This window comes from Oleiphilus sp. HI0079, from assembly GCF_001635105.1.
Genome location: NZ_LWFT01001341.1, coordinates 1 through 1,086 on the forward strand (window position 1 = coordinate 1; position 1,086 = coordinate 1,086).

The following is a 1,086-nucleotide window of genomic DNA, read 5'->3' on the forward strand; positions in this document are numbered from 1 at the left end:
GGCCTAAAATTTTAAAACGGTACACTGTAATGGCAGACGATTTAAAACAAGCAGCACTCGACTATCACGCTCAACCTCGTGCGGGGAAAATCAGTGTTGAAATCACTAAACCAACTCTAACTTCACGTGACCTTTCTCTAGCATACAGCCCTGGTGTAGCAGAGCCAGTGCGTGCAATTGCTGAAAATCCGGAAGACGCGTACAAGTACACGGCAAAGGGCAACCTTGTCGCTGTAATTTCTGACGGCTCCGCGATTCTTGGTCTTGGTAACCTTGGTCCATTGGCAAGTAAGCCAGTAATGGAAGGTAAGGGTGTACTGTTTAAGCGTTTTGCTGGTATTGATGTGTTTGACATCGAGGTTGATTCTGAAAGCCCTCAGGCGTTCATAGATACAACAAAGCGAATCGCAAATACGTTTGGTGGTATTAATCTCGAAGATATCAAAGCACCTGAGTGTTTTGAAATCGAGCGTATCCTTCAAGAGCAGTGCGAAATTCCAATTTTCCACGATGATCAGCATGGTACTGCAATTGTTACCGCTGCGGGCATGATCAACGCGCTTGAGCTAGCGGGTAAGAAAATTGAAGATGCAACAGTTGTTTGTCTAGGTGCCGGCGCAGCCGCTATTGCTTGTATGAAGCTTCTAATTAGCTGTGGCATGAAGCAAGAGAATATCTTCATGCTTGACCGTAAGGGTGTTATTCATACTGGTCGTGATGATTTGAACCAGTACAAGGCGATGTTCGCTAATGACACTGACAAGCGTACGCTTGCAGATGCCTGTGACGGTGCGGATGTTTTTGTTGGTCTATCTGGTCCTAACCTTCTTTCTGTAGAAGATTTGAACCGCATGGCTCCAAATCCGGTCATCTTTGCATGCTCTAACCCTGATCCTGAGATCAAGCCAGAAACAGCAATTGCTGCGCGCTCAGACTTGATCATGGCGACTGGTCGTTCAGACTACCCGAACCAAGTGAATAACGTTCTTGGCTTCCCGTTCATCTTCCGTGGTGCTCTTGACGTTCGTGCAACCGCGATTAATGAAGAGATGAAGGTAGCGGCGGTTCATGCAATTAAAGATCTTG

1 protein-coding gene is annotated in these 1,086 nt (G+C 46.5%); it reads left to right on the top strand.

What is annotated here, in order from left to right; all coding sequences use genetic code 11:
- Window positions 1–29: 29 nt before the first annotated feature.
- On the top strand, window positions 30–1,086 hold a 1,057-nt coding region (locus A3750_RS23215; RefSeq protein WP_068548933.1), incomplete at its 3' end, for a malic enzyme-like NAD(P)-binding protein.